This is a genomic window from Bradyrhizobium sp. UFLA06-06 (assembly GCF_054820065.1).
Genome location: NZ_JADFUD010000007.1, coordinates 205,010 through 225,993 on the forward strand (window position 1 = coordinate 205,010; position 20,984 = coordinate 225,993).

17 protein-coding genes are annotated in these 20,984 nt (G+C 59.9%); 9 read left to right on the plus strand and 8 right to left on the minus strand.

Annotated elements, in window-relative coordinates; translation table 11 throughout:
• Positions 1 to 175 precede the first annotated feature (175 nt).
• Both IF803_RS08895 and IF803_RS08900 read right to left on the minus strand, forming a co-directional pair.
• Positions 176 to 1,183: a hypothetical protein gene (locus IF803_RS08895; RefSeq protein WP_461191891.1), complete on the minus strand. Its 1,008-nt coding sequence runs from the start codon at positions 1,181 to 1,183 to the stop codon at positions 176 to 178.
• Between the two features lie 11 nt (positions 1,184 to 1,194).
• The gene (locus IF803_RS08900; RefSeq protein WP_461191892.1) at positions 1,195 to 4,059 is read right to left on the minus strand and encodes a penicillin-binding protein 1A; all 2,865 of its coding nucleotides are present in this window, start codon (positions 4,057 to 4,059) and stop codon (positions 1,195 to 1,197) included.
• Positions 4,060 to 4,249: 190 nt separating this feature from the next.
• On the opposite strand from IF803_RS08900, the gene IF803_RS08905 reads away from it, so the two are divergent.
• From IF803_RS08905 to IF803_RS08915, 3 genes are all read left to right on the plus strand, one after another.
• The gene (locus IF803_RS08905; RefSeq protein ID WP_028343337.1) at positions 4,250 to 4,822 is read left to right on the plus strand and encodes a hypothetical protein; all 573 of its coding nucleotides are present in this window, start codon (positions 4,250 to 4,252) and stop codon (positions 4,820 to 4,822) included.
• 633 nt (positions 4,823 to 5,455) lie between these two features.
• Positions 5,456 to 5,851, plus strand: coding sequence for a hypothetical protein (locus tag IF803_RS08910; protein ID WP_461191893.1), 396 nt, complete (start codon positions 5,456 to 5,458; stop codon positions 5,849 to 5,851).
• 125 nt (positions 5,852 to 5,976) lie between these two features.
• Complete coding sequence (locus tag IF803_RS08915; protein WP_461191894.1) at positions 5,977 to 7,158, plus strand: radical SAM protein; 1,182 nt, start codon at positions 5,977 to 5,979, stop codon at positions 7,156 to 7,158.
• Between the two features lie 72 nt (positions 7,159 to 7,230).
• On the opposite strand, the gene fabF is transcribed toward IF803_RS08915, so the two are convergent.
• Positions 7,231 to 8,493: a beta-ketoacyl-ACP synthase II gene (gene fabF, locus IF803_RS08920; RefSeq protein WP_461191895.1), complete on the minus strand. Its 1,263-nt coding sequence runs from the start codon at positions 8,491 to 8,493 to the stop codon at positions 7,231 to 7,233.
• 174 nt (positions 8,494 to 8,667) lie between these two features.
• Here fabF and IF803_RS08925 point away from each other — a divergent pair, with 174 nt between their 5' ends.
• Genes IF803_RS08925 through IF803_RS08935 form a run of 3 tightly spaced genes read left to right on the plus strand, consistent with a single transcriptional unit; the run spans position 8,668 to position 10,744 of the window.
• Positions 8,668 to 9,045, plus strand: coding sequence for a nuclear transport factor 2 family protein (locus tag IF803_RS08925; protein WP_461191896.1), 378 nt, complete (start codon positions 8,668 to 8,670; stop codon positions 9,043 to 9,045).
• A 20-nt stretch (positions 9,046 to 9,065) separates the two neighbouring features.
• Positions 9,066 to 9,998 (plus strand): NAD(P)-dependent alcohol dehydrogenase, encoded by a 933-nt coding sequence (locus IF803_RS08930; RefSeq protein ID WP_461191897.1) that lies wholly within the window; start codon positions 9,066 to 9,068, stop codon positions 9,996 to 9,998.
• Positions 9,999 to 10,042: 44 nt separating this feature from the next.
• Positions 10,043 to 10,744: a helix-turn-helix transcriptional regulator gene (locus IF803_RS08935; protein WP_461191898.1), complete on the plus strand. Its 702-nt coding sequence runs from the start codon at positions 10,043 to 10,045 to the stop codon at positions 10,742 to 10,744.
• Between the two features lie 457 nt (positions 10,745 to 11,201).
• On the opposite strand, the gene IF803_RS08940 is transcribed toward IF803_RS08935, so the two are convergent.
• The 4 genes from IF803_RS08940 to IF803_RS08955 form a co-directional block, all read right to left on the minus strand.
• Entirely contained in the window at positions 11,202 to 13,511 is a 2,310-nt protein-coding gene (locus IF803_RS08940; RefSeq protein WP_461191899.1) for a tetratricopeptide repeat protein, read from the minus strand.
• A 291-nt stretch (positions 13,512 to 13,802) separates the two neighbouring features.
• On the minus strand, positions 13,803 to 14,921 hold the full coding sequence (locus tag IF803_RS08945; protein ID WP_461191900.1) for a glycoside hydrolase family protein: 1,119 nt from the start codon (positions 14,919 to 14,921) through the stop codon (positions 13,803 to 13,805).
• Positions 14,922 to 15,163: 242 nt separating this feature from the next.
• The gene (locus tag IF803_RS08950) at positions 15,164 to 15,367 is read right to left on the minus strand and encodes a hypothetical protein (protein WP_461191901.1); all 204 of its coding nucleotides are present in this window, start codon (positions 15,365 to 15,367) and stop codon (positions 15,164 to 15,166) included.
• Complete coding sequence (locus IF803_RS08955; RefSeq protein ID WP_461191902.1) at positions 15,351 to 15,506, minus strand: hypothetical protein; 156 nt, start codon at positions 15,504 to 15,506, stop codon at positions 15,351 to 15,353. Before IF803_RS08955 ends, IF803_RS08950 begins: the two co-directional genes overlap by 17 nt.
• Before the next feature lie 380 nt (positions 15,507 to 15,886).
• Between IF803_RS08955 and IF803_RS08960 the strand changes: the two genes are divergently transcribed.
• The 3 genes from IF803_RS08960 to IF803_RS08970 all read left to right on the plus strand — a co-directional run bounded on the left by IF803_RS08960 (position 15,887) and on the right by IF803_RS08970 (position 19,625).
• Positions 15,887 to 17,122 (plus strand): phosphoribosyltransferase-like protein, encoded by a 1,236-nt coding sequence (locus IF803_RS08960; RefSeq protein WP_461191903.1) that lies wholly within the window; start codon positions 15,887 to 15,889, stop codon positions 17,120 to 17,122.
• A 179-nt stretch (positions 17,123 to 17,301) separates the two neighbouring features.
• Entirely contained in the window at positions 17,302 to 18,444 is a 1,143-nt protein-coding gene (locus tag IF803_RS08965) for a reverse transcriptase family protein (RefSeq protein ID WP_461191904.1), read from the plus strand.
• Between the two features lie 152 nt (positions 18,445 to 18,596).
• Complete coding sequence (locus IF803_RS08970) at positions 18,597 to 19,625, plus strand: hypothetical protein (protein WP_461191905.1); 1,029 nt, start codon at positions 18,597 to 18,599, stop codon at positions 19,623 to 19,625.
• A 286-nt stretch (positions 19,626 to 19,911) separates the two neighbouring features.
• Here IF803_RS08970 and IF803_RS08975 read toward each other — a convergent pair whose 3' ends face one another.
• The gene (locus tag IF803_RS08975) at positions 19,912 to 20,370 is read right to left on the minus strand and encodes an HGGxSTG domain-containing protein (protein WP_461191908.1); all 459 of its coding nucleotides are present in this window, start codon (positions 20,368 to 20,370) and stop codon (positions 19,912 to 19,914) included.
• Positions 20,371 to 20,984 lie beyond the last annotated feature (614 nt).

The following is a 20,984-nucleotide window of genomic DNA, read 5'->3' on the forward strand; positions in this document are numbered from 1 at the left end:
GTCCCGATCGGGAGTGTCAACCCGTCGATCGACTGATCTTGCAAGCGGTGGTGGGCAGCAGTCTTACCCCGGCTCGGTGACTGTTTGCCAGTTCTTCGGGGTTTCTTAGACGCCTGTCGACTGCAACGCGATTTGTCCATCTACCGGCGTCCATTCGTCGCCACACACGATTTGCTCATTCCCGCTCCATCATGTCGGCGATCGCCTTGATGCGGCTTCTGGCGTATTTCGGCAGGCCGGCGCTCAGCGAATCGCCGCTGTTGAAGGAGCTCTTGCCCATCAGCAGTTGCGCGGGCACGAGGTTCCGCAGAATGGGTGTATTGCTGTATTCCCTTTGCTTGTTCAGCACGTCGTTCCTGACCGCAATCAGGATATAGACCGTTGCGATGGCGGCTTCCCGCTCGGTCGGATGCTGTTGCAGAACCGCGAGAAGCTTGCCGAACTGGATGACCTGGTTGACCCAAAAGATGTTCTGCTCGAGCGCGCTGGTGACTGTGGAATCGAGCCCTGTCAGGCTCGGCAGCTCGGCAAGGAGCGGCTGCGTGACCAACATGATCTCACTCTGGAACTCGATGAAATCCGGAATGGGCTTTTTGCTCTCCTCGCGCAGCTTGTTGGCAAGCTGAATGCCCGACGGAATTTTCCCTTCGAACATGTAGCGGGACTGCACGCAGATCGCCTTCGCGTCCTCGCACCAGCGGCGATTCGGCGGACGGTTGTGCGCGGCGCCCGCGTCCTTGTTGGGAACAGCATCGCCCGTCGTGATCGGCCGGTGCTTGACTGCCGGATCGATCTGCTCGAGGAACGCGACACTCGCATACCGCGACAGATCCATTGCCGCTGCCGATCTTGGAAGTCGAAACCGCGCCTCCGCCTGGTAGACCGAGAGCTTTAGCTTCGCTTGTTGGTTGAGCGTGGGCTCAACGAAGGTCGGGAAGAGTGAGAGGAAGCGCCGCTGAACCGGACGTGAGCGAGCCCAATCGTCGAAAGGAATGAGCCCGGTCGAGGAATCGGCGAGCTTGTCGTTGCGTTGGTCGGCGAAGATGACCGTGAGCGGTTTGATCTGCGTGATCGGAACGCTGGCGGCTCCGGGCACGTCCTCCAACTGGAATTCCTGCGCTTCCGCGCCCGTGCAGGCGGCCACGCAGGCGGCGATGAGGGCAGCGGCACGGTAGAGTCTCATGGCGTCAATGCTCAATTCAGCCGCCGCCAGAAATAATCGGGATCGACTCGAAGCGGCGGTCGCGGGAGGCGGTCCTCGTCATCGGGATATCCGCGCGAGGAGGGATATTCGCGCGGGCCAAGACGCCAGGTCGGGAATGGAAATGGCGGCCGGTTATCGCCGTAAAGGCGGTTATCGTGGGACCACTGCTGGAATGGCCCGTCGTTTTCGTCCTGACCGCCACGATAGGCGTAGCGTTCTGCACGCGAGACAATCCGAAATCGCGAATCATTGATTCTGCCCGATGGATCCCTCTTCAAGTACTCGGTGAAAGCGCGCCCGGAGCCGGCCGATGCCGGATCGCCCGTATAAGGATCGATCGACAGAGCAACGAGCTGATGCATGGCTTCGCGCGAAGGGCCGTTCAACACCGTCCTCGGAGCGTGCAGGTCCCAGGCTGCCTGCACGATCGGCTCGAACATCGGCAGCGCTACTTTCGCTCCGGTCTGGCCGGGCCCAAGCGTGCGGCGCCCGCCGTCGCCGTTGTCGTAGCCGACCCAGATGGCGATGGTGACGTCATTTGTGAAACCGACGAACCAGGCATCTGCCGAATTATCAGTGGTACCAGTCTTGCCGCCGACATAGGGCGAGAGATGTTTTACCACGCGCGCGGTTCCGCGCGCGAGCACGCCCTGCAGCATTGACTTCAGCTGGTAAAACGATGCGCGGTCGGCGGGGCCGATCCAGGAGACCGCATGCGGATCGTGCTGGTAGACTGGGCGACCGTCCTGTTCGATCGTTTCGATCGCATGGGGCTGGGGTCGTGCGCCTTCGTTGGCGATCGCTGCATAGAACGCCGCAAGATCGATGAGCCGCACTGCTTGGGCACCGAGCACGAACGGATAGTGGCGCGTGCATTCTTTGTAGAGTTGCGCTTCCATCGCGACATCACAGACCCGGTCGAGGCCTCGCTCGGCGCTGTCGTCGAGACCGGTCGCGAGCAGTTGCACGGTGGCAAGATTCCGAGAGTTTTCCAGCGCATGCCGCAGTGTAATGGGGCCCATAGCGCCGCCGTCGTAGTTCTTCGGCGACCAGAAATCGCGCTGGCGCGCGTGAACCGTCGCCCCGATCGGCGCCAGCGTAATGGGTTCGTCCATCACCAGCGTGTTGGGCTGCAATCCCTTGCGAAGGGCGGCGAGGTAGGTCAGCGGCTTCAAGGTGGAGCCGGGCTGCCGCAGGCTCTGGACGACGCGGTTGAGCTGGCTTGCCGGATACGAAAAGCCGCCCGCCATCGCGAGAATGCGGCCGCTTTCGTTCCCGAGTACGAGCGCCGCTCCCTGCACGGCCGGTCGAATGCGCAGATCGGCAAGCGCCGCTTGCTTACCCTTGGCTTCGCGCACCTGTACGTAGACCACGTCGTACGGCTTGAGACCGCGCCGGATCGCATCGCTCCAGGTGTTCAGCGGCAGGATGCTTCCGTCAGTCAGACCGACGTTGATCGCATGGCCGCGCTTGCCACGCGTATTCTCCAGGATGACCGCCGCTTCCCAGTGAACGTCATAGAGAGGTAGCCGCGTCGTCTTCAACGCCACGCGCCAAGCCGGTTCGGTGGCCCTCGGGTCTGCCGCAATCAGACGGACAGCATCGGAAATATTCGCCTCGGGTCCCTCAAATTTGTAACGACCGGTGTTCAGCTCGTACCGCGCGAGGCCCTCCTGCAATGTCGCTTCGACTACGCGCTGCAAGGCAGAGTTGACGGTCGAGCGCACCGTGTAGGAGGAATTGGTGAGAGTATCGAGGCCCGCGACCATCTTTGCCTCGCGGCCGATGTGATCGACGAAGTGAAAGCCGAAGTCCCGTCGCGTCGGCCGGTACTCCACGAATTGCGGCAATACTACTTGCGCCGCGGCGGCGTCGATCATGGCGTCATCCTGCATGCGGCTCAGCACATAGGCAAGGCGCTCGCGCGCGCGCTCAGGGTGGTGGTCGGGATTGAAGTAATTCGGTCCCTTGGCGAGCCCGGCGAGCAGGGCGCCCTCGACTGCGGAGAGCGCCTTGGCTGGTTTGCCGAAATAGCTGCGCGCCGCCATCTCGATGCCCCAGGCTCCGCGACCGAGATAAATCGAGTTGAGATAGAGCTCGAGGATCTCTGCCTTGGTCAGGGCGCGCTCGATCCGCGAGGCAACGATCATTTCGCGCAGTTTTCTTTCGTAGGTGATGTCGTTGCCCACCAGCAGGTTCTTCGCGACCTGCTGCGTAATGGTCGAGCCGCCCTGCGGCCGGCCCGGCTGCGTGAAGTTGCCGATGAAGGCGCGGACCAGTCCGCGCTCGTCAATGCCGGTGTGTTGGAAGAAGCGCTTGTCCTCGGCGGCGATGAAAGCGTTGCGCACCGCTTCTGGGATATCCGCAAGCTTGACCCAGATGCGGCGATTGTTCGGCGCGTAAATCTCGGCAAGGCGCTGGCTCTTGTTGTCGAGGATGACGCTGGTGACAGGAAGCCTGAGGTCTTTAAGCTGCACGGCGTCGGGCAGATCCTTGACCGCGCTGTTGTAGAAAGCGATGACCTGACCGAGATCGACCGGAGAGCCTTCAACTTTTTCGACCTTGCAGAACTGCCTGTAGGCTACGTGGAGGTCGGCCAGATTCAGTCCTTTGAGTGCCCTGATCTCGCTGCTCAACGCCTCCTTGTCATCCATGGCAGTGGCAATCAGATCGTCCAGGTTGATGTCCTCGATGTCGAAAGCCTTGCGCATGTGGACGCAGCCGGCACTCAAAAGCTGCGCCACCTCGACGCGGTCGCGCACCGCATCGAACTCAGTCTTGACCCCATCCGGCCGGGTAGTGACCTGGCTGAAGGCAAGCGCCGTGGCGAAGATCTTGATGAGAATCGAGTCCATGACCTGCCGACGGTCGAAAAGCCGCCCCCGTAAGGTCCCGAACAATATTGAATAAGCCTGTATTGAGGAAAAAGTTCCCGAGGCGCCGCCGCCCGCTTCTCCGGGCCCTCAGCACTGCTCCGACCGGCCGCGCCGCGGAACCAACGCTGCGGCCAGCGCGTTTTAAAAAGTCCGTATTGGCAGCGCACCCATGAATGCCCCTCTTCCAGTCGTGCTTGCCGTGGCGCTCATCAGCGCCGCCATCGCCGCGATGCCTGCGGATGCTGCTTCTAGAAAAAGGAGCACCCGGGCTCTTGCCGCGGTCTCCCCTGCTGCCAGCGCCGCTCCCACGGACAGATTTTTTGCCTGCGACGTCCGGGTGCGAGACTATCTTCGCGAAGGCGGAGCGGTGGCACGGGTGACCAAGATCGAAGTGGACGATGCCCGACTGCAGTTGAACATTCATCATGAGTACGGGGAGGCGGGAAAGTCGGCTCGAAAATACCTCCGCGGTGACACTGAAGAAGAAATGCGCAAAAATCTGCGTGGAATATTGGATGAGTTCGCTGCGGCTGCGAAGGCGGCAACGGCTGGTCGCGCTTGGTATGTGATCGCTGCTCGCAAGGTCATGCCGGACACCCGCGACGGTTCGGGCGAGACCACGAGTCCGTGGACAGCCGTCGTCCTCGCGGATTTCGAAGGAAAATGCAGACCCATCACGTTCTTTCAGTCTGTCGACCGGAACAAGCTCGATGCTGAACTGAGCAAGAAATTGGATGAGTGAAGTTTTCCGCTTGAAGTGATTTGCAGTCGTAACGACGGCGCCTGGACGCCATGAGGCGCGGCGAGGTGCTCAACTGCCGTCGCCGTTGAGTTTGCGGCATTGGCGGCGAGGCGCGGCTTTCATCGCCTATAGGGTACGTTTGGGCAGCCGTTCTGAAGCGCTTTGAAAAGCAATAAGGCAGTTGCTGCCCAAACTTTTCTTTAACCCACTGAAATCACTCATTTCTGCCCCATCCCTAGGGAGCGCCATTTGAGCCCTCATCCGCAAACCCGGACTGACCCGCTTCGGCCTGCAAAAGCGGCCATTGCGAGCGCATGCCTACGGCTCCCGCTTCAGATTGCGGCGCCGTTGGCCGCGATCAAACGCATGAGCGATTGCGCAGGTCTTTCGGAAGCAGGTCTTTCGGAACGGGATCGCGCGAGGACCGCCAGGTCGATCCGGATCGAGCCCGATGCGCGAAAGCCGGCGCGCGCGAGAGCGTGCCTTGGTCGTTCACCCCGTGCGAACCGATCAGCGCAGACGCGATACCTAGACTCCGCTGCAAATCCGCTGCTATACTTTCAGTTGCTCGACCGGCGTAAGGCACGCGCCGACATTTCGTTCGATTGTGGTATCGCGAAAAGGAGCTCGACGATGGCGATTACGCTGACGGTCTTGGCGAGCCTGCTGCAACTGCACGGGCCGGGTGCGACAATCGAAAGCGATCATCAGGGTATCGACGCATTGCTGAGTGGTGTGCGCGAGCAGAGCCTTCATGAACAGAGCGCTCAGGAACAGAGCCCGCAAGAACAGAGCTTTCAAGAACAGAGCCCTCAAGACGTACAGGGCTTCCAGCTGGGGGTGATTTCCGACCAGCCCCAGGCAACTCAGGTCTACTTCAGGCGCGGGGCCTTTGCCAGGGGGCCCTATGCGGGCGGCTTTCGCAGGGGTGGCGGCTACTATCCGGGCGCCGGCGCATTTCGCAGGGCCGGCGGATATTATCCCGGAGCAGGCGCGTTCCGACGAGGTGGCTTCGTCAGGGGCTACTAGAGCATGATCCGGAAAAGTGGAAACCGGTTTTCCGAAAAGATCATGCTCAAACAAAGATGAGATCATGATGCGATTCCGTGGAAACGCATCATGATCTAGGCCGATCGCAGCTCGCTGGTATCCGTATGTCGGTTGACGCTTCAAATTCCGTCGCGTTCCAGGAGCAGCCGATCACGCAGTTGCTGGTCAAGGTAGCGGCGAGGTGCAACATCGATTGCTCCTATTGCTACTGGTTTCGCGACGCTGCGGTCTATGACAAGCCCAAGCTGATGAGTGCGGAGGTGCTGCAGCAGCTGTTGCTGCGCCTTGAGCAGCACGTCGCCAGATACTCCCTCGTCGACTTTCCCGTGATCCTGCACGGCGGTGAGCCGTTGCTTTGGGGCGTCGATAACTTTCACCGTTTTGCGGAGGCCTGCGAGGGCGTTTCATCCCGGACCGGCTGTGAGATCCCCATCGCGGTGACGACCAATGGCGTCCTGATCGATGATGAATGGCTCGACTGCTTCGAGGCACGCAATATTTCGGTGGCGATCAGCATCGATGGGCCGGCACATATTCACGACGCTCATCGCAAGACGTTTCAAGGTACCGGCACCCATGCCGCCGTGGAACGTGCCGCCCGCATGCTGGTCTCGCGCGACATCGGCGTGATCGCCCTCGCGGTTTGCAACCCGGCTCACGCGCCGCAGGAGTATGCGGATTTTTTCGCGGCGTGCGGCATCTCCAACTACGACATCATGATTCCCGACGCGACGGTGGACGAGAAGCCGTCGTCCATTGCCCCGTTCTATAACGGTCTTTTCGACCTGTGGCTCGAAGCCAATCGCACGACGCCGACATCGAATGTTCGCATCATTTCCGACATGGTCGCTGCCCTGATCGGCAACAACGCGCCGACTGAAGGTGTGGGCCACAAGCCGGTCGAGCTTTGCACGGTCATGACTGACGGCACGGTGGAGGCCCACGACGTGCTGCGAATTGCGGGTGACGGTTTCACCAACACGAGGTTCAACATCTTCGATCACGCGATCGACGACGTCAGGAACGAGCCTCGCTGGAAAGCCGCGCGCGACGCTTCAGTCAATCTTTGCGAGAAATGTCGGCAGTGCAGGTTCATGAACGCCTGCGGCGGAGGCTATCTTCCGCACCGCTTCTCCACGAAGAACGGTTTCGACAATCCGTCGGTCTATTGCGACGATCTCTATTCGATGTTCGAGAACATGCAGTCCGTGCTGGAACGTCATCTCTACGTCCGCAAGCAGGACGGGGAACGGATTGGCGTGCGCAACGCAGCGGCGGGCGGTTAGGCAATTCGAGAGCTTTTCCCGCTCCGATGGAATCGGAACGGGGCTCTAGATTCTTGTTTTGACGCGACCGGCTCAGGACCACCGTCGAAACACCAGGCTGGCGTTGACGCCGCCAAATCCAAAGCCGTTCGAGATCGCGTGTTCGATCGCCATCGGCCGTGCGACGTTCGCGACCAGGTCGATGCCCTGTGCTGCGGAATCGGCGTTCTCCAGATTGAGCGTGGGCGGCGCGACCTGGTCGCGCAGCGCCAGGATCGTGAAGATCGCCTCGACGCCGCCGGCGGCGCCGAGCAGATGTCCCGTCGCCGATTTGGTCGCGCTGACGGCAACTTTTCCCTCGCGCCCGAACACACGCTTGATGGCCTCGAGCTCGGAGAGATCGCCGACCGGGGTCGATGTCGAATGCGCGTTGAGATGCTGGACCTCGTCGGGCTGCAAGCCAGCCTGCCGGAGCGCCGCCTCCATCGCGCGCCTGGCGCCGTCGCCATCCTCCGGGCCCGCGGTGATGTGATAGGCGTCCGCCGTCGTGCCGTAGCCGATGAGCTCGGCGATCGGCTTCGCGCCGCGCCGAAGCGCGTGTTCGAGCTCCTCGATGACGAGGACGCCCGCGCCTTCGCCCATGACGAAGCCGTCCCGGTCGCGGTCGAACGGCCGCGACGCGCGCGCCGGCGTGTCGTTGAACGACGTCGAAAGCGCCCGCGCCGCCGCAAAGCCGCCAAGGCTCACGGGATCGATGCAGGCCTCCGCGCCGCCGCAGACCGCAATGTCGGCTTCGCCGGACCTGATCAGGCGCGCCCCGTCGCCGATCGCCTGAACGCTCGCGGCGCAGGCGGTTACCGGCGCGCCGATCGGACCCTTGTAGCCGTATCGAATCGTGATGTGCCCGGCGGCGAGATTTGCCAGGAACGATGGAATGGTGAACGGCGACAGCCGGCGCAGGCCGCTCTTTTCCGCGGTGCGCACGGCGTCTGCGATCGCCGGAAATCCGCCGATCCCGGATGCGATCACGGTGGCGGTTCGCTCCTGCGCAAGTGCCTCGGTCGGCATCCAGCCGGCCTGCGCCACGGCCTCGGCTGCTGCGAGCAGCGCGAACAGGATGAACCGATCCATCTTCTTCTGGTCCTTGCGCGGGGCTGCGGAATCGGGATCGAAGCCGCCCTCGGCATCGTCGCTCTTGTCAGGAACCTGTCCTGCGACGCGCGCCGGTAGCGCGGCCGCCCACTCCGGCAATGCCGTGAGCCCGGAATGCCCCGCAAGCAGCCTCGACCACACCAGTTCGCTACCACAGCCCAGCGGGGACACTGTCCCGAGGCCCGTCACAACAATTCGACGCATGGTTCTCCTGTCGCTCTTGCCGGCGTGGCCGGTCCTCCTTTTATATATGATGATCGTAATTTATTGGCAATTGGGCGCAAAAATAAGCGATTTCATGGTTTTATATCATGCTGACAAAATCTGTCAGTGGTACCCGTTAGCTTCAGTCCATCACCTCAGGAAAAGGAATACGTGATGACTGAACGTAACGGCAAGGCGCTGGCTGTAGCCCACACCTACTTCGATGCAATGGCAAGCAGGGATGCGGACAAGATCGTCTCCATCTCCGCCGACGACATCGTTTGCAACTCGCCGCGCGGAGAACTCAACGGGAGCGCGGCGTTTCGCGGCTTTCATCAAGGGTTTTCGCGAATGATCAAGAAGCTGACGCTTCTCGCCGCTTTCGGCGACGATGCGGAGGCTGTGATCGTTTATGACGCGGATACGCATCCCGTGGCGAATGCCATCGTGGCCGAGCACCTCACGGTCGAGAACGGCAAGATCGCTTCCACGCGCGTGATTTATGATGCGGCACCGTTCGCTGCTTACGCGGCGACGGTCCAGCCCCACTGACCTTGTCGACGGAGCGTATCGTGAGACGCATTCAATACTACGCATATGGCGGCCCCGAGACCATGAAGCTCGAGGATGTCGCGCCCCAATCGCCGGGTAGGGGCGAGGTCGCGGTGAAGGTCAACTTCGCCGCAATCAATCCCATCGATTGGAAGGTACGCAACGGCTATCTGAAGATGATAACGGGCAAGGTCTTTCCACGCGCCATGGGCAGTGACTTCTCCGGGATCGTGGTTTCGGTTGGTAGCGGGGTGACCCGCTTCAGACCGGGTGATGCCGTTTTTGGTCTCGCGCGGCTCAAGGAGAGTGGCGCGCTTGGCGAAGGGGTCGTCACCAGCGAGAGCTTTCTCGCGAAGAAGCCCGAATCCGTGTCCTTCGCGGACGCGGCTTGCCTCGGGACGCCGGGCGTCACGGCCTGGAATGGTCTGATAGACAAGGCGGACCTCAGGCGCGGCCAGTCGGTGTTCATCAATGGCTGTACCGGCGCGGTTGGCGAGGCCGCGGTGCAGATTGCGAGGATGCTTGGCGCTACTGTTGCAGGCAGTTGCAGCGCGGGAGCCATGCAAAGGGCTCGTGATCTCGGCCTCCAGAAGGTGTTTGATTATCGCAAGACTGAACTGTCGACGCTCCGTGATCGGTTCGACGTCGTCTATGACACCGCGGCCATCATGCCGACAGCGGTCGGTCTGCGCCTCGCGGGCAGGAACGGCGTCTTCGCGGACATCGACCCGACCCCGATGAAGTTTCTCCGATCGGCCTTTAACCGGCGACTGAAGCCTATCGTGTGTACGCCGCGCGCGGACATTCTCGATGGCATTGCCGATGCAGCCGGAGAAGGGAAGTTAAGGCTGCCGATTGCTGAAACCGTGCCGCTCGGCGGTGCGATCACGCTGATTACGACCCTCGAAAAAGGCCGGAAGATTGCCGGGAAAGGGCTCGTCGCAGTCGGCTGACAGGCTGCTGCCAATTCCTGGCATGAGCGTGCTAGACTGCTTCCATGTCCAAAAGTGAACGGCTCTTCGATCTCATGCAGGTGCTCCGGCGTCATTCGCGTCCGGTATCGGGTATGCACCTTGCGCACGAGGCCGGTGTTTCGTTGCGGACGATCTATCGCGACATTGCCGCCTTGCAGGCGCTGGGGGCGGAGATCGAAGGAGAGCCGGGCATCGGATACGTCTTGCGCCCCGGCTTTCTCCTGCCTCCGCTGATGTTCTCCGAAGAAGAGATTCAGGCGGTTGCACTGGGCGTACAATGGGTGCAACGGCAAACGGACGAGGGGTTGGCATTCGCAGCACACAATGCGCTTTCCAAGATCGGCGCGGTGCTTCCTGCCGAACTGCGCGACAGGGTGGACGACAGGAGCTTTCACGTCAGCCGCAGGGCGCCCAGGACTGCGTCCGTGGATCTTCAGATGCTCCGCCAGGCGATGCGCGAGCAGCATAAGCTCCGCATTGTCTATCGGGACCCAAAGGGAGCGGAGACTGCGCGCGTCATCTGGCCAATTATGCTCGGCTTTTTCGAGGCCCGGCGGATCATCGCGGGCTGGTGTGAGCTGCGAAAGGATTTCCGAACCTTCCGCGCAGACCGGATCGCGCGCATCAAGCCGTTGAAGGAGCGCTATCCCGGTCGCAGACGCGATCTCGTCAAGCAATGGCGGGCGCAAGCTGACGAGCAGAATGCGTCGGGCAATCGATCATAGGGGCACCTTCAGGGACAATTGCGGTGGCCGTGCACTTAACCTCGTCGGCGATTTAGAGCGTTTTCGAGCGAAGTGGACACCGGTTCGCGTGAAGAAAACGCGTCAAAACAAGAATCTAGAGCTTCGGTTCTGATTCAATCAGAACCGAAAATGCTCTAGCGCACTGTCACCGTAAACGCTCCCTCCGTCGCGCGATCGAGTAACGCGGGAAAGAAGCTCGTCACGGCATTCGACCAGGGCCGCCTCGACGGTTGGACGAACAGTCTCAAACCGGCTGGCTGGAATGGCGACCCAGAATGCCAAGAGCGCTGTGCTTCTTGCATTGGCCGCGAACGCGAACGGCCCTTTCGCGTCGCCAATACCGGCTTTTCGAGCCCATTCCTGCTCCCCTTGATCCGGATCGCGGTGTCTTCGACCTCGACTACGCGGATGAGCGACTGCAGATAGGCAGCAACGATCACGCCGGGACGACGATATGGTCCGGCGCAATGCCCGCCTGGTGACGCTCATACATCGCGGTGTAGGCGGCCTCGATATGTCGGGTGAAACGTTTGGTGTCGAACAGCGGTGCCGTTAGCCGATTGGCCGCCAGCCTGGCTTTGAGCGCCGCGAGCTTCTCGGGATGGGTCGCCAGATCGACCGCCATGCGCTCATAAGCGTCCGGCGATTCCGCAATGAGCTCGGGCAGGCCGACCGCATGGAGCAAGCTCGCCGCGACCCGACTGGCAAACGTGTCGCCGAGAATGGTCAGCACCGGCAGGCCGGCCCATAGCGCATCGCTGGCGGTCGTGTGGGCGTTGTAGGGAGTGCTGTCGAGGAACAGGCCGGCGAGGCGATGGCGTGCGAGATGGTCGGGTAACGACATACGCGGTGCGAATACAAGGCGCTCCGCAGCCACGCCACGCGCGGCCGCCTCCTTTCGCAAATTTGCGGCAGAGTCGGCATTGGCTTCGAGGAGCCACAACATGCTGCCCTCGACGCGGCCGAGAATCCTCATCCACCGATCGAACATGTCAGGCGTGATCTTGTAGTTGTTGTTGAAGCAACAGAACACGAAGCCCGTCGGTGCCAGCCCGACGTCGCCGCGCGTAAACACGCGATCGGCAATGACGCGTTTGTCGTCGTTGGCCTGATAGCTGTTGGTCAGGGCGACCACCTTTTCGCTGTAGAATTCGCGATGGTGATCCGGGATCACGGTGCGATCGGCGATGATGTAGTCGATGAACGGGGCACCGAGCGTTCCGGGGTAACCCAGATAATTGACCTGGATGGGTGCAGGCCGGCGGCCAAGGACTCTGGTGCGGGATCCCGCGGTAAAGCCTTTCAAATCAACCAGGATGTCGATTTCCAATTGTCTGATCAGGTCGGCGACCGCATCGTCGTTGATGTCCCGGACCTCGACAAATCGATCGAACGACGCCTCCAGCCGTCGACGCATCTCCGAGGGGTCGTTGGGCGACCATGAGATTGCCACCGTCTCGAATTTCGACCGGTCGTGGCACTCGAACATCCCTGCCATCAAGAGCGATGTCGCGTGGTTGCAAAAATCCGACGAGAAATAGCCGATGCGAATTCGATCGTGATCGTAGCGCTCGCCCCGCCAGCGCTGGCTTGCAGATGGCGGATGATTCTTCGCGGTCCATCGCGTGGCGCATAGCAGTTGGTCGGCGGTCGATGAGGGAACGCTACAAAACAGAAATGGCGGCGTCGTCGCGTTCCGAGTCCTGATCAACTCGATAAGCTGGTCGCACTCGGCGTCAAAGTCGGCCCAGTCGCAAATGTGAGATTTGGCGTGCAGGCGATAGCCTTCGATGTCGGCCTGGTCCGGTTTGAGCGCGACGGCCTTGTCATAGGCGGCGAGTGCCTCGGGATAGCGCGCCAGAACGGATAGAACCTTGCCGCGGTTGGCGTAGGCAGCCGCATCGTCGCCCTTGTGCTGGATCGACTTGTCGATGCTGGCGAGCGCCGCGTCATGATGCCTGAGCCTGAACAGCGCCGAGCCGCGATTGTTGTACGCCTCGGCATAGTCGGGCTGGAGCGCGATCGCCTTGTCGTAACTCGCAACTGCCTCTTCGAGACGGTCCAGATCGACCAGCACGTTGCCCCGGTTGTAACACGCGCCGGCGATTCCCGGTGCCCGGTCGTAGCTCGCGAGCGCATCATCGAACCTCTTGAGGTCGTTGAGCACGTTGCCGCGATCGTTGTGTGCACCGGCATCGTTGGGCTTGAGCGCAATCGCCTTGTCCAGGCTCGCCAGGGCCTCCTCAGGCCGCTCCAGCTTTCTCAGCGCGGCGCCCCTGTTTCGATGGGCATCCGCATGGTCAGGCACCAGCGCGATCACGCGATCGTAGCTTGCGAGCGCCTCCTCGTGGCGCCCAACCTCCGCGAGCGTAAGTCCGCGATTGTAGAGCGCCGGCGCAAGGTCTTGCCTGAGCACGATCGCCCTGTCGAAGCTCGCGAGCGCTTCGTCGAAGCGGCGCAACGCGCGCAGCGCGTTGCCGAGGTTGCTGTGCGCGTCCGCGACGTTGCCGTTGAGCCTGATCGCTCGCCGGATCAGGTCGACGCCGCGCTCGCTACGGCCGGTCTGCGCGGAAATCAGGCCCAGCAGATGCAGCGCATCGAAATTGTCCGGCTGCTGTCGGAGAATGTCTTCATAGATCTTCTCTGCTGCCGCCAACTGACCCCGCTGATGCAGCGCGACAGCCTGCGCGAAGGCGCGCTGCAAGTCGGTCGAACTGGATTTTTGAAATTCACCTGTTTCGGGCATCAGACGTCTTCACGCGCTCCGTGTCCGGGTCTTGGCCTCACGCTGACAGACATGTCGCATCCTGTGCCCGCGATATGGATCGCCCGTCTATTAAAGGTTGAAAACTGGCAGATCGCCCTCGATTGCGCAACGGCCTCCAGGAACAGCTCCGCGAATAGTCGGACTGAAGCGGATGGTCCTCGGTCAGCCCAGCGGCTGCCTCGTCGGCCGCAGCCGAACCGTGGACGGTCACGCCGAAAGCGGAGGCGTCATCTCGACCATTAAGGTCGGAGCCGCGATGCGGCCGCCATTCTAGCTTGAACACGCGTCGTTGCTGAGAAGCGGCGTCGGGTTCTCGGTCGAATTTTCTCCGCCGCGATACCATGGCTTGAAACGAAATCCGGTTCTCGAATACGACCATGGCGCGGTCAGGGATCGGGCGCTGCCCTCCGTCGTATATTCTGAAGCGACGCCTGGGTCTGGATTATAGAACGAGAAGATCCCGCGCCAACTGCCGTCCTGTTGCTCCTGGGCGTAGGACAGCTCCACCTTGTTTCGCGAGACCGAAACCAGGCGATCCGATACGTGATCGAACACGAATGGCCGCTCGAACCAGATCGTCGTCTCATCCTGCTTGATTGCGACGTTGGCCTCCTGTCTTGCCGTGCCGCCGCCGACCAGCAGGGGAATCCCCAGCGGCACCGCGACGTCCGACCTGGCGGTTGCATTGAGACGGTTGGCGGAAAGCGTCGATACAAAACCATCGGGTCGCGCAATGACGGTCTTTTTCGTGAACGGGCCATGCGGGTTATCTGCCGTGGCAACCAGCGCGACTGCATTCTGCGTGTTGTTGTAGTAGCCGTGATAGAAGATGACATATTCACCGTTCGCGCGCCGGCAGGCATAGCTGATCGACAGCCCGGACGCTTCCTCCGGCAGTGAGGGGGTGATCACGGCGCCGTGGCGCGTGAATGTCATGCCGTCAACGCTGGTGGCCAGCTTGATCTGCTTCGACGCGCGGTCGAGGTAATAGATCATGTATGGTTCGGATGCTCCGGGCTCATACACCACCTGCGCGGGGCCGATCCCGCCAGGCTCGGACGCGTCCGACTGGAAGGCGATTCCTTGCGGGATCCAGGCGCCTTCGTTTGTCGACGTCCAGAGCCGCAGCTGAAACCAGCCGGTCGTATAGGCTGACGCATAAAGACGCCGGGTATGCGCATCCGGCGCGATCGCGGATGGCCACGCCAAATGAAGAACGCCATCGGGCGGCGACAGCGCCGGCGTCAGGCTCGACACCAGGCCATCGTCGCCGAACTCCCAGATGTGATAAATACCGCTGCTCCCCAATCCGTTGAGAAACCAGCTTCTGGCAATTGCGCCTGCCGGGAAAACGGCGAGGATGACAAAAAGAAGTCCCCGCACAATCATGAAATTAATCCTGGGTCGTGCCGTCTATCGAGCAATGAATTTTGCAGTGATGGCATACCCGGGCCGCCATTTCCGCCGGAAATTTGTTTCTGAAAATAGAACGGATTCCGGATTGAGACGCGCGGGACAGGCCAGCGGACTCAGTTACCGGCGGTGCTCGCCGTCGATGTTGCGGCACCGCGGAGCTGTCTTGAAATCGCTGTCGCGGCGGAAATCGGCGATCGCTTTGTTCGCGATCTCGATCAACGAGCGTAGCCCGGATCAGCGGTGGCGGTGTGCTCCTGCGCCAGCGCCTCGGCCGGCATCCAGCCGGCCTGCGCCACGGCTTCAGTCCGGCGAGCGAACAGGATGAAGCGGTTTATCTTCTTCTGGTCCTTGCGCGGGGCTGCGAGATCAGGATCGAACCCGCCCTCGGCATCCTCGGCCTTGTCAGGCCTGACCTGCAACGCGCCCCGGCAGCGCGGCCGCCCACGCCAGCAATGCTGTGAGCCCGGAATGTCCCGCAAGCAGCCTCGACCACACCAGTTCGGTGCCACAGCCGAGCGGAGACACCGTCCCCAGGACCGTCACAACAATTCGACGCATGGCTCTCCTGTCGCGCTCTTCGTGCGAACCGGCATGGCCGGGATTCGAAACCGTCCGGGCGCCGCGGTTGCTGTTATATGATACATATCAGCTATTGTCTCGACTGGGCGGGCGTCAAGGTGCTGCCTTTCGCTCCAAGCGCTCATCAAGGCTGAAACAGGGGACGATTCTAGTAGGGATCATAATGCGGACGTTCATCGGTTTGATTTTTCTTTCTGTTTTCGTGCTTCCCCCAAACTTTCATTCTGATTTTGCGCAGTATCACCCTTCGGGTCGGGAGGCCGCATAATCCCTTATTACCATTGCGCGCATCTTGTGGTTGCGAGAGACTAGGGTAGTTTGTAAAGAGATATTAGAAGCCAATCACCGCATCTATTGCAATGTCCGCCTCGCCAACGATCAACGCAGACCAGCTAAAATTTACACCGCGAGGGAAAGCGTGGCTAAATCAGTTTGACGTCGCCGACGTGCAACATGCCGAAAAGGCCTTGGCGGCGCTAACTTTGGTGTCTCATACTGAGTTTGAACGGAGCCTGTCTGCGTTGATTGACAGAATCGCTTCTTCATTCCGTAGTCCGGTCGCGCTCTTCGCCACGCGCGAGGTTGATCCTGCGGCGCCCTTGTTTGTAAATCGCACTACGCGGCCGGCAGCCGTAGATGCGGCAAATGACCTAGGCAGTGAAGCACGGGTGGCCGCAATAATTCGCAATCTGGCACGTGCGGAACCGAACAAATTCTTAAATCACCCCAGCATCGAAGAGATGCGCCTAGCAAAGTGCCCGGCGCTGATTTGCGTCGATGACTTTATCGGGTCGGGCCACCGAACCAGCGAATATGTCAATGCGATATGGAAGAACAAAACGATCCGTTCATGGACATCATTTGGATGGCTGCGCTTTCATGCTGTAGCCTATTCTGCAACCGAGGGCGGTCGATCGCTGGTGGAAAGCACTAAGGCAAAGGTGCAAGTTACCATTGAACGCGAGTGTCCGACATTTAATGCGTTACCCTGGCAGTCATCGCTCCGGAAAACCATTGATCGAGTGTTTTACAAGTATGCGGCTCGAACCACTTATCCGTTCGATCCGCGTGGCTACGACAATACCGGGGCAACATTGGTCTTCGAGCATGGTTGCCCCGACAATTGCCCCGTAATCTTTTGGGCTTCATCAGCTGCTACCAGCATTTGGGAGCCACTATTTCCCAAACGCTCCGTCCTGCCACCCGAAGCATCTGCGTTCCCTGCTGGAATCCCTCAGCGAGATCCGACGGCAACGATGATCGACGTCGGCCAGAAAAAACTTGCGGGTTCCGGTGCCTTGTCTCGCCGTGGCCCAATTGGGATTGCCGTTCTGACGGTAATGGCACTCGCCGCCAGGGGAGTTAGGACGCGATCTGCCCTCAGTCATGCAACGTCCATATCGGCACGAGACTGTACTCGTATCCTGGAGCTGTGTGTGGATTGGAAGTTTTTGACCCCGAAGCTTCGACCAACGAAAGCAGGGCTCGCAGAGCTAAGCTACGCCAAATCGTTGCTCCCTACCTACGAAAAGATTCCCATGATCGGCGAAAACGAGTATTATCCAAAACAGCTGAGGAGACCCGTCCATGGCTAGTGCGCGTCGGCCGCAAGGCTTACGCATAGGCAGTCATCAGCTATGACTGTCGGGGTGCAGATTTCTGTTACCCTAAGAGACAGTTCACGCTTGGCAGGAGGTTGTAAACACATTCCAAGTGCCATCGTTGACTCCGGCGAATGTGCTTACATCCGCCTACGGCGGCATCAAAGTAGCCCATGACGTGGTCTTCTCAGCAATTCATTTTGGACGGCCGTGAAGCGGGAGTCGATCCCGCAATTCTACAGAACGCCGCCGCTCAGATTGAAAGAATACTGATAGCAAGACCAGACCTACCCGCAGTTCTGAGCTTGAATCATCTCGCGACGCGAGTAGGGGTAAGCTATTTCAAGCTCCGAAAAATTGTTGCCCGCGGCGAAGAAAGTTACACTCATTTTCGGATCCGGAAGCGTTCTGGCGGCCATCGGCTTATTAGCATCCCTGAACCATCTCTCATGAGGGTCCAGCGATGGATCGCCGCGCATATTCTTAGCAAGCAATCGGTCCACCATTGCAGTTTTGCATTCAGCCCCGGGGCCTCCATTCTGAAGTGTGCCAGTCGACACACGGGGGCACGATGGCTCATCAAGATGGATGTGTCTGCGTTCTTCGGTTCGATTTCTGAAATTCAAGTTTACCGCGTTTTTCAAGAGATTGGTTATGAGCCGCTTGTCGCCTTTGAATTGGCGCGATTGACGACTCACTCTCCGATCGGTAGCTCCCGATATCGGTTGCCGTCATGGCGTGCACGCAATCATCCAAGTCCAATAACGAGCTATTGGAATGGAGCAATCGGCTACCTTCCTCAAGGAGCTCCGACGAGTCCGATGCTCTCCAATCTGGTCATGCGAGATGCAGACAAGCAGATTGAAGCAATCGCGAAATCCATGAATGTTCGATATACGCGATACAGTGACGATCTGACTTTTTCTACCACTGGTGACTTCAGCCGAGAAAACGGGCGGATACTGATCCGGCGAGTTGCGAGGACTCTCAGGCAGATTGGCTTGAAGGAGAATCGATCCAAAACCACTATTGTGCCTCCTGGTGGTCGAAAGGTCGTTCTAGGTCTCTTGGTAGATGGGCCTAAACCGAGGCTGACGCGCAGCTTTCGAGCAGCGTTACGTCAGCATCTATTTTACTTGGAAAAATATGGTCCGCGAATGCATTCGGAGAAACGAAGCTTCGATTCGATTTGGGGTATGTACCGACACATTCGAGGGTTAGTCGATTTTGCAAACATGATCGAGCATTCTTACGCCAAGAACTTGTTGCAGAGGTTGAACGCTGTCCAGTGGCCCTATCACCCAAGCGATCCTTGAGATTGATTTTAGCCGGTTGACCGTCGCAATGGTGTTTCGTTTGGAGGCGCATCAGTGTGCGAAGGTTGTGCTGCTCGAATTTTCGGAGGATTCAAATCTGGAAGCTCATGCGGTCCTAAACCAACGATCGTATAATCGAGGAGGATTTCTATATGACCCGGGTGCATCGTAAGAAAGCGGGCCCGGAGGAGCCGACTAGCGACAATAGACGAATGCGTGGAAACTCAGGCCGCAGGTCGCTTGCTGGCGGCCTGCTCAATGCTTGGGCTGTCAAGGCGAAGCGGGAGCGTTTCGAATGGCTAAACAGGCCACGGCTTCATATCGCAGTTTTCGAAGAGTCTCGGCGCGACGAAGAATTAGAAGAGCTGATCGCCACGAAACGAGCGACCTTTAAGCGCGAAGTAGATGCAGAAGCCTTTGCACGACGTAAGGAAAAGCGACAACAAGAGATACATGCGAGAATCGGGTCGCTAAGCTGGTCGACGGAAAAGCTCAAGTTGTTCGTAGATGCCGTTGTCGCTTATGAAAAAGATGCCAGCATCCAAAATTACTTATCTATTCGGCAGAAATTTCCAGAGGTTGAAATTCAGGTCTCTCGCTTTGGAGGAATCGATCCGTTATTCGCGCTCGAAGCTGACTTTAGGGACCAGGGCATAAACCCCGATCTGATTGCCGGAGCGCTCGACGCCGTCGAGCCAGGTGTCGATGCGTTGTGCGTGCGCCTGCTAGAACTTCTTTCAGAGCGGGAGAAGCTTCCAAAGAAGGGACCCGGGTCTATTGATCGACGTCGCAAGGCGATCAGCGATGCCACCGTTGATTATTTGATCGCGACCATCTTTGAGGCTTACGACTGGAATGAAGATGTTTACCGAGTTCCGGCCTCACTCGTCGTGTTGATCCGGCATCAATTACGCGGAGTACAACCCGATCTGGATGCGGAGTATCGGCTGCGGGAGCGTAAGAAGAATGTGGCGATGATGGTCGCACAAGAACTAAAGCCCAACGAGCGACTATCGATAAATAGATTGAAGCTGCTTGCCGGGATTCCTCGAACCACCGCGGCGCGGTGGCTTAGCGATGCAGATTTTCAACGATGGCTCGATTTCGGACGAGAACAACCATGGAAAGAGTTGTTCAAGACCAGTGGCCGGCGAGCCACCAAGGCTCCAACAATGGATTGAAGCGCTGACGGACGGTCCTGTCCCACCAAAAACTCTTTGCGGAACAGGTCACGGACACACTAGGACTCGAAGCACAAAGCGTCGGGCCACATTTTCCGTAGACGAAATTTGCGGTGGTCCTTCAGGAGCGTGCTCATGGACCCATTCACTCTTTTTGGCCTTGCTGCCCTTCTGAATGCGGCTGCCCGATTTATCGCAGAGCTGCGGCGCTGGGTCAGACCATGCCCTGGACCGCACTCGGGCGGTCCGAAATTGCGGAAACTACGGTGACTGTCCAATAATTCGCTTAGCCATTCAGCGCGAGCTGGCGAAATGTTCCCGTAACCAATCGCTTCATCCCCTTCAGCAACTTCCGCACCTCCTCCAACAACGCCCGAACCTGCCTCCGCTCGCCGATCGCATCCCCCGTGAAAGGCCGTCCCCGCGCGCGTTCCGGTTGGCCCGTGGCGCCGGATCCCTTTGCGCCGCCGTGCATGCGGCAGCGCGTCTTGCCGTGCACCGCCGGCGCGCGGCATGAACCGCCGCACCGGGTCTTTGCGCCGCAACGCGGGCTCGCCGGCATCGGGCCGGTATGTCTGTGAGCGCTCATGCCTGTGCGTCCCGCCTGCCATCGGCGGCAGCATGCCGTCGGCGGGCGCCTGCGGGCCTCAGTGCCCGCGTCGCGGATGCCGGCTCTTGGTCCGACACGACCACGTTCGCATGCCGGATGACGTTTGCCGACGATGGCGCTGCCGCCGCCCTCCATCTTCACGTTCTGCACGGTGATAAGCCCGACAGGCCGGCAATTGGAAAGAGAGGGTTACTTCTTCGGTCGGACGCAAAGCCCATAGGGTTGGCGCCGGCAGCTTACAGGGGCTAGCCCGGATGGACGGTCCCGTAGATTTACCATGATCCGGAATTCCAACTGCCCGGCGCCGGAGCGGGCGCTAGGTTGATAGCGCGGGGGCGGCGCCTTGAGGGCAGGAGGCCGCAATGGAGCGTCTGTACTTGGGCATCACCGTCACCAGCACTTACGCGCTGGTCACCTTTGCGCTGATGCTGGCTTTCGTGCACTGACCGCCGGGAATCCGGATCCTTGCTCGCGGGGCCGCTACGGGGTGCGTTGTCGTCTTCGCGGAACGCGGCAATGCCGGCAACCGGCAACCTTTTACTGCGTCAGCGGGTTTAATATTCATGCCGAGGCCAGTAGCGATAACCTTGATGAGTTTGGCGGTTGCAACGCTCACGGCGTTCGGCATCGCCGCAGCCCTCATGATCCATTAAAGCGCGATGAGATTGGGTTGAATCGTCATCGCGCTTTAGCTCTTTGTTTGAGCATGATCTCCGCGCAAACGCGTCCCGCGTTTGTCGCGAGGGAAA

Excerpts from the sequence above, each read along its gene's own strand:
- IF803_RS08970 (WP_461191905.1), top strand. The coding sequence starts at position 18,597 with ATGACCCGGGTGCATCGTAAGAAAGCGGGCCCGGAGGAGCCGACTAGC.
- fabF (WP_461191895.1), bottom strand. The coding sequence starts at position 8,493 with ATGCGTCGAATTGTTGTGACGGGCCTCGGGACAGTGTCCCCGCTGGGC.
- IF803_RS08965 (WP_461191904.1), top strand. The coding sequence starts at position 17,302 with ATGACGTGGTCTTCTCAGCAATTCATTTTGGACGGCCGTGAAGCGGGA.
- IF803_RS08945 (WP_461191900.1), bottom strand. The coding sequence starts at position 14,921 with ATGATTGTGCGGGGACTTCTTTTTGTCATCCTCGCCGTTTTCCCGGCA.
- IF803_RS08915 (WP_461191894.1), top strand. The coding sequence starts at position 5,977 with ATGTCGGTTGACGCTTCAAATTCCGTCGCGTTCCAGGAGCAGCCGATC.
- IF803_RS08905 (WP_028343337.1), top strand. The coding sequence starts at position 4,250 with ATGAATGCCCCTCTTCCAGTCGTGCTTGCCGTGGCGCTCATCAGCGCC.
- IF803_RS08895 (WP_461191891.1), bottom strand. The coding sequence starts at position 1,183 with ATGAGACTCTACCGTGCCGCTGCCCTCATCGCCGCCTGCGTGGCCGCC.
- IF803_RS08955 (WP_461191902.1), bottom strand. The coding sequence starts at position 15,506 with ATGCGTCGAATTGTTGTGACGGTCCTGGGGACGGTGTCTCCGCTCGGC.
- IF803_RS08925 (WP_461191896.1), top strand. The coding sequence starts at position 8,668 with ATGACTGAACGTAACGGCAAGGCGCTGGCTGTAGCCCACACCTACTTC.
- IF803_RS08960 (WP_461191903.1), top strand. The coding sequence starts at position 15,887 with ATGTCCGCCTCGCCAACGATCAACGCAGACCAGCTAAAATTTACACCG.
- IF803_RS08940 (WP_461191899.1), bottom strand. The coding sequence starts at position 13,511 with ATGCCCGAAACAGGTGAATTTCAAAAATCCAGTTCGACCGACTTGCAG.
- IF803_RS08900 (WP_461191892.1), bottom strand. The coding sequence starts at position 4,059 with ATGGACTCGATTCTCATCAAGATCTTCGCCACGGCGCTTGCCTTCAGC.
- IF803_RS08935 (WP_461191898.1), top strand. The coding sequence starts at position 10,043 with ATGTCCAAAAGTGAACGGCTCTTCGATCTCATGCAGGTGCTCCGGCGT.
- IF803_RS08975 (WP_461191908.1), bottom strand. The coding sequence starts at position 20,370 with ATGGAGGGCGGCGGCAGCGCCATCGTCGGCAAACGTCATCCGGCATGC.
- IF803_RS08910 (WP_461191893.1), top strand. The coding sequence starts at position 5,456 with ATGGCGATTACGCTGACGGTCTTGGCGAGCCTGCTGCAACTGCACGGG.